The organism is Mesonia sp. HuA40, from assembly GCF_008017835.1.
Lineage (GTDB): Bacteria > Bacteroidota > Bacteroidia > Flavobacteriales > Flavobacteriaceae > Mesonia.
In genome coordinates this window covers 1-7061 of sequence record NZ_VRLT01000053.1, presented here as the reverse complement: position 1 = coordinate 7061, position 7061 = coordinate 1, and the positions used below count along the sequence as shown (strand labels likewise).

Genomic DNA, 7061 nt, shown 5'->3' with positions numbered 1-7061 from the left:
CAGTTTTAAAAATAAGTCAGCGGATTTTTAGACATAAAAAGTGGACGGAAAAAGAGCAAAGTGGAAAAAATTGTACGGACGGCATAACAGAGCGTGCCAAGCAGAGCGTGTCGGTACTTTAGCCAACAACGGCTATAATTCATTGCGGCGGTATTTTCTACCGAAAATTCCATCCTTTTTTCTATCTTTGAGCTACAACGGAATAAATCCTGCGTATTTTTCCGCAACGAAATCATAGCCAAAGCCGTTAGCAGCAACCAAAAAAACATTCCGTAAAAAACAATGAGTAAAGTAAACAACAATCAAAATAGGAATAAAAATTCACGGAATAATTTGAAAAACAGACCATTTGAAGATAAATTAAGACCATTTATAACTGCCGATATTGACAAAAAAATAAATGACCTTTTTTCGCGATCTGTAAGAAAAATAAGAAGCGAGAATACCGAATTCAAAAAAGAGGTTGAGAATTTAATTGGACGAATCGAAAGTGAGAAAATCAATCAAAAAATATCCGATTTAGAAACCGAACTCAAAGAAATTGACGACAAATCTGAACTTGATGAAATAAAACTTAAACTAAAAGATTTAACTGAACTTTCTCTGAAATACAAAAAGGATATTTCTTTACTTAAAAGAAAATGCCTTCCTTTTATTAATGTAAAAATCAATGATAACAAACCTTCTGAGGTTGGTATTGTTCATTATCAATTTGAAGAATTAATTGCAATAGTTAGTACAGGTTTAAACGTTTTTTTAACTGGTCCAGCAGGTTCAGGTAAAACTACGGCAGCAAACCAATGTGCAAAGGCTTTAAATATTCCTTTTTATTTTACTGGTGCTATTGCAAGCGAATTTAAACTTACTGGCTTTATAGATGCTAACGGAAAAATAGTCTCTACAGAATTCCGAAAAGCTTACGAAAATGGAGGTCTATTCTTATTTGATGAAATAGACGGAAGTTTTCCACAAGCTGTATTGGCATTTAATGCAGCTCTTGCGAATGATTATATGGACTTTCCAGATAAACGAATAAAAAGACATAAAAACTTTTACTGTATTGCTGCTGCAAATACTTATGGACAAGGAGCAGACAGACAATATGTAGGCAGAAATCAACTTGATGCAGCTTCAATAGACAGATTTATTTTCATTGATTGGAAATATGATGAAACTTTGGAAAGAAAACTTGCCAATAATGATAAATGGGTAGACTATGTTCAATCAATAAGACGTGTTATTGAGAAAAAAGAAATTAGACATATCGTTAGCCCAAGAGCATCGTTTTTTGGTGCAAAACTTTTAAAAAGTAATCTAAAGCGAGAATTGGTTGAAAGTTCTGTATTATGGAAAGGATTAGATAATGCAACGATTGAATTGATTAAAAAGAACCTTTAAATATTGAGTGTTATAAACAAACATATCATTTACGAAGATTTGTATGATTTTTGGTTATACGCATTTAGAGAAAGTGATGCTTACTCAAAATCATCTCGTGGATATTCGCGAGAATGGAATGGTAATGTCAGTTGGTTAGAAGCAAAAAAACTTGCTTTACAAGGATGGCAAGATGGTTTAGAACAAGTCAAAAAATATCAAACTGAAATTACCCCACAGATAACAGAAAAAGTAATTCGTCCAAGTCAAATTTATGATGTTGCTGGTTATAATGTAGATGTTGGTAGATATTTATCAAACGACCCAGAATGTTTTGTATCTCGTGAGTTTGTCGTTAATAATTCACCTGGAAGAGTATTTACATTAGTTTGTTCAATATCATTTTCAGCTGCTATAAAATCTGAAACAATAATTCAAAGAGGTGCAATAATTTGTGCTTTAGTAGATGCTATTGAATATGCAGGCCATAGAGTCGAAGTGATATGCAATTGGGCTGTATCAAAATACTCAAACGAAGAAAACAGAACTGGTAATATCAAAAATAAAGGCTGGTTAGAATTAGATGTAACAGTCAAAAAAGCTAATCAACCTTTAGAAATGATTGAACTCGCTTTTTGTTTAGCTCATCCCTCAATGTTGAGAAGAGTTATGTTTTCGGTTGCCGAAATTGAAGGTTGGTCAGATTTTGCTTATGCTTATGGATATCCTGCAAAAGCTACCAATGAAGGTGATTTATATATTCAAGAAATATTTAGTGGTAAAGTGCCAAACAAAAAAGCTATAAATTGGGTACTGAACCAGTTAAAAAATTTAAACATAGAAATTAAAAATCAATAAATTATGAAGAAAAAAGTTTCACCCAAAGCGAATCAAGCAAACCAAAATAATGCTAACAAGGGAACAAAAGGTACGAATAGACAAAACTCACAAGTACACGGAAATAGAGGAAAACAATTAAATCCGAACAACAAAGGGAAATAATGGCAGCTGCTAACAACGTATATAGCTCATAGCTAATCAGTTGCTTAAACAAAGTTAACGCATATTTGGAAAGTCGCCAAATTTTTAAAATTTGACGATTTCCAATAAAAAAGATAAATAGTAAAATTTAAAAATCTGGCTTGTGCTTAATCCGAAAATAAATTTATAATTTGCACGCTACGAGCCATATATAAGACCGTTGGCAACAAGCTAAAAAAAAACGAACTTCAAAAGACAATGAATGATATATTTGACAAAACCGATTCTGAAGAAGTTATCAATCGAATTAATTTCCTAAACTCTATTTCGGAACTAGAAAATGGAGGAAATATCAATTGACCAAATATTTCCACAGAAACGCTAATACCAAGAGTTACCAAAATACCTCAAAAAGGGATAAATGAATATAATTTTATTAATAGCCATTTTTATATCTGCATTTCAATTTGTCTTATTGGTGAACAAAAGAGCCAAATCATTTCCGGATATTATATTGACTTTTTGGATGTTTGTTGCGGCTATTCATCTTGTAAGCTACTATTTAAATTATTTAGGGTACTGGGAAATTTATCCTCATTTAGTAGGTACAACTGTGCCATTTCCATTCTTATACGGACCGCTCTTATATCTTTATATTTTGTATTCATTGAGAAGCGAGCATAAGTTGAGAAGAAGGGATTACCTACATTTCTTTCCCTCAATCTTGTCCTTATTATATATGTGCAGATTTTATTTTTTCTATTCAGAAGATGAAAAAAGGCTGGTGGATTCTGGTGAAATCAATGACTTCAACTTGTTTATTAAAATCCAATTAATAGCATTTGTCATTTCGGCAATTAGCTATTCTACTTTATCCTACAAGCTTTTAAATAATTACAAAAAATTGATAGATACTAATTTTTCTAATGATGAGCATATCAACTTGTATTGGTTAAAGGGGTTTATTTGGGGTGTTGCGACAATATTTTTTACGGCAATTACCATTACCATTTCAAGAGATTTTTTAGGGGTTGATTATACCTTCAATCCAGATTATATTATTTATTCAATGTTGTCTCTAGCGATACTTTTATTGGGCTATTATGGTATTCGTCATCAAAATATATTTGTCGATAATGTTATTGTTAACTTGGAAGAGGATTTAACAGGTTCAGACTATAAAAATTCAGGTTTAAAAGATGTTGAAGCGAAAAACAAGTACAAGTCACTTTTGTTACTGATGAAAAATGACAAACCTTATCTTGAGCCAAAGTTGACCTTACATACTTTAGCGCAGTTATTGGAAATTTCGCCAAACCATCTCTCACAAATCATAAATCAATATGATCAACAGAATTTTAACGATTTTGTAAATAAATATCGTGTAGATGAATTTATAAAAAAGGCATCAGTCAATGCAAATTATAGCTTTCTTGCGAATGCTCTGGATTCTGGTTTTAATTCAAAGTCTACTTTCAACACTGTTTTTAAAAAAATAAAAGGCACAACTCCTTCACAATATATGGCAAAGCTCAATAATAAGTAATTTACTTCAAAAAATGAGTCCAGTATTATAGGATGAAGCGATACTGCTGCTTATTCTGCGTTTTTTTGCACCTAAATTATAAAGTATAAACGCATTATGAAAATTATTGGAAAAAGGTTTCATCACAGTTCTTTTGGTCACCTTAAAAACAGTTATGCAAGAAACAAAACAATTTTATTGCTTTGCTTAATTTGTATTTATGGGCTATCAAACGCCCAAACGGCAAAACAAACTATACAGGGTAAAGTCTATGACAAAATAACGAACCAACCGCTCTCTGGCGCTAATATAGTGTTGATGGATTCAGACCCAATCCTAGGAACAATTACCAATTTTGAAGGCGAATTTTTCTTGGATAATGTAGCAGTCGGACGTCAAAACATTCAAATAAGTAGTATAGGTTATAAATCTTATCAAGTCTACGAAATCCTAGTGAGCACTGGAAAACAAATTACGCTAAATATAGGTTTAGAAGAGAACATTGCGGAGTTGGGCGAGGTGTTGATTACTTACAAACCTGCTAAAAACAAAGCCATAAACACAATGGCTACGGTAAGTAGTAGGCAGTTTACGGTGGAAGAAACACAACGATATGCAGGCGGCTTGGATGACCCAGCTCGTTTAGTGACCTCATTTGCAGGTGTGGCTTCTCCCGCTCTTAACAGCAATGGAATATCTATCCGCGGAAATAGTCCGTCTGGCCTTTTATGGCGAATAGAAGGTGTCGAAGTGCCAAGCCCCAACCATTTTGCAAATCTGTTGATTTCAGGAGCGGGATTGTTTACCGCTTTGAGCAGCCAAGTGATGGGTAACAGTGATTTTTTTACTGGTGCTTTCCCAGCGGAATATGGCAATGCAACTTCAGGAGTTTTTGATATAAAATTGAGGAATGGAAATGCATCCCAACGAGAAACATCTTTTGAAGCGGGCGTACTTGGTGTTAATTTTGCAACCGAAGGTCCATTTAAAAAAGGAAATGAAGCCTCATACCTGTTCAATTATCGATATTCAACAATGGCACTTATCAGCCCTATTTTACCAGATGATGCTGGAATTTTAAAATATCAAGATTTATCTTTTAAAGTGAAATTACCCACCAAAAAATCAGGTGCTTTCTCCATTTGGGGCATCGGAGCATACGATGGTATAGATACCGATCCATTGGATAGAGAAGAATGGGAGTCAATTTCTGATAAGGAAAATTCCCGCACGTCTATTTATATGTTTGCATCCGGAATAAACCATCAGACCTCTTTGTGGTCTAATGCATCGCTTAATAGTGCAATCGCTCTTTCAGGTAATGGGTTGGAACATAAAGAAATGCGACTTGATGATAATTCAAATCTGCAGCCCAAATCAAGTGCTTCCAACAATGATTATCGCCTTACATTGCAATCGAGTATTTCACAATATCTAGGAGAAAAACATATCAATCGTACTGGGTTTTACATCAATCATTTAGGTTATAATTTGAATGTCAAACAGACCGATTTTACTGGAAGCGTACCAGAAAATTCCATAATAGAAAACGGCCAATCAGAATTATATCAATTTTACAGCCAATCTAAATTGAAGCTTTCTAATAAATTAACATTGAATGCTGGTTTTCACACCTTGTATTTTAATCTTATAAAGGAATTTTCCATAGAACCAAGAGTTGCTTTGAGCTTTCAATTGAATAAAAAACACGCCATCGCCTTCGCCTATGGATTACATAGTAAGATGGAATCGCTTCCTATTTACTTTATCAAAGATGAAGGGAATTCAGTAAATAAAGATTTGGATTTGATGAAATCAAACCATTTTGTTCTATCATTTAATTCGATGCTATCAGAAAATTTAAAATTAAGTATTGAACCTTATTATCAGTCTTTGAACAATGTTCCTGTTGCGCCAAATAGTTATATCACAACCCTAAATACGCAAGAAAATTTGTTTTTCAACACTCCTTTGGTAAGTACAGGTACTGGTAGAAATATCGGTATCGATTTCACGTTGGAACGTTATTTAAATAAAGGGTACTATTATATGTTTACCACTTCAGTTTTCGATTCAAAATACACGGGCAATGATGACATTGAACGCAATACACGATTCAATAAAAATTTCGTGCTCAATGCTATTGTCGGTAAAGAATGGCAGATGAGAAAAGAAAAAAACAATCTTTTAAGTACCAATTTACGTTTAAATTATCTTGGAGGAAATAGGGTTGAAACGATAGATGTTGAAAACTCACTAATAAACAAAGATATTATTTATGGAGAAACAAATGGAAATCTTTCATTTGCTAATCAACATCCGAGCACGCCAATAGTTTCATTTACAGTTTCATATAGGAAAAATAAACCGAAATATTCATCAGTTTGGACATTACAAGTCTTAAATGCCACTAGAACACAAGAATTTCAAACAGACATTTACAACTTAAATACCAACACTGTTGAGCAATCATATAGCCGGATAATGATTCCTAATTTAAGCTATAAAATTGAGTTTTGATAAAGAGGAGCAAATGGATGGTTGAGTAGATAATGAATTGTATTGCAGTCATACTATTTTTCTTTTTGTTCTAATTATTTATTCAACTATAATTTGCGTCTTCCATATTTGTGAAACTTTAGCTATTATTGACGAAACTAAAAATAAAGACGGAAAATGAGACTGAATTGATTTAGAATTGAAGAAAGCTAAATATGCATATTCAATCAAAATTTATATTAACATCAATTTTTTTTAACTTGCTTACTAATGTCCAAACAAACTATAAAATATACGTATCTATATTTTTTATATTTGAAGGATACAGTTAGTATTAATTTACATACGTTTTCTATGAGCAAGATAAAGTGTTAAAATAAAAAAAAGCCAGTTGCCAACAATGTATATAAAAAATAGGCGAAACAGTAGTAAAATCAAGGCTTTTGGCTCGTATCAAACTTTGTGCTTAACCGAAAGTTTAGTGCTTCGAAATCGCCTACTTTTCATATACTAACCGTTGGCAAAAATACCTCGGAATGAAAATCAGAGCGGAAAAATAATAAATCTCATCGTTTTAAAAGATAAAGTAAAAACAAGAATTAGTTCTTAAAAGAAATAACTGACTTAAAAAGAAAACAACGGAATTGAAAAGTATTACGCGGAATGAAAAGCACAACGC

At 32.6% G+C, this 7061-nt stretch carries 5 protein-coding genes; all 5 read left to right on the top strand.

The window, feature by feature from the left end; translation table 11 throughout:
- The first annotated feature begins 282 nt into the window (after window positions 1-282).
- The 5 genes from FT993_RS08690 (at window position 283) to FT993_RS08675 (ending at window position 6403) form a co-directional block, all read left to right on the top strand.
- On the top strand, window positions 283-1398 hold the full coding sequence (locus tag FT993_RS08690; protein WP_147862157.1) for an AAA family ATPase: 1116 nt from the start codon (window positions 283-285) through the stop codon (window positions 1396-1398).
- Window positions 1399-1401: 3 nt separating this feature from the next.
- A complete protein-coding gene (locus tag FT993_RS08685) occupies window positions 1402-2235 on the top strand; it encodes a hypothetical protein (RefSeq protein WP_187240790.1) in 834 nt (277 codons plus the stop codon).
- Window positions 2236-2238: 3 nt separating this feature from the next.
- Window positions 2239-2379 carry a hypothetical protein gene (locus FT993_RS12335; protein WP_187240789.1) on the top strand — a complete coding sequence of 47 codons (141 nt, stop codon included), beginning with the start codon at window positions 2239-2241 and terminating at the stop codon, window positions 2377-2379.
- A 400-nt stretch (window positions 2380-2779) separates the two neighbouring features.
- A complete protein-coding gene (locus FT993_RS08680) occupies window positions 2780-3904 on the top strand; it encodes an AraC family transcriptional regulator (protein WP_147862156.1) in 1125 nt (374 codons plus the stop codon).
- A gap of 96 nt (window positions 3905-4000) precedes the next feature.
- Window positions 4001-6403, top strand: coding sequence for a carboxypeptidase-like regulatory domain-containing protein (locus FT993_RS08675; RefSeq protein ID WP_147862155.1), 2403 nt, complete (start codon window positions 4001-4003; stop codon window positions 6401-6403).
- Window positions 6404-7061 lie beyond the last annotated feature (658 nt).

Coding starts and splice junctions, on each gene's coding strand:
- FT993_RS08675 (WP_147862155.1), top strand. CDS start 4,001: ATGAAAATTATTGGAAAAAGGTTTCATCACAGTTCTTTTGGTCACCTT.
- FT993_RS08690 (WP_147862157.1), top strand. CDS start 283: ATGAGTAAAGTAAACAACAATCAAAATAGGAATAAAAATTCACGGAAT.
- FT993_RS12335 (WP_187240789.1), top strand. CDS start 2,239: ATGAAGAAAAAAGTTTCACCCAAAGCGAATCAAGCAAACCAAAATAAT.
- FT993_RS08680 (WP_147862156.1), top strand. CDS start 2,780: ATGAATATAATTTTATTAATAGCCATTTTTATATCTGCATTTCAATTT.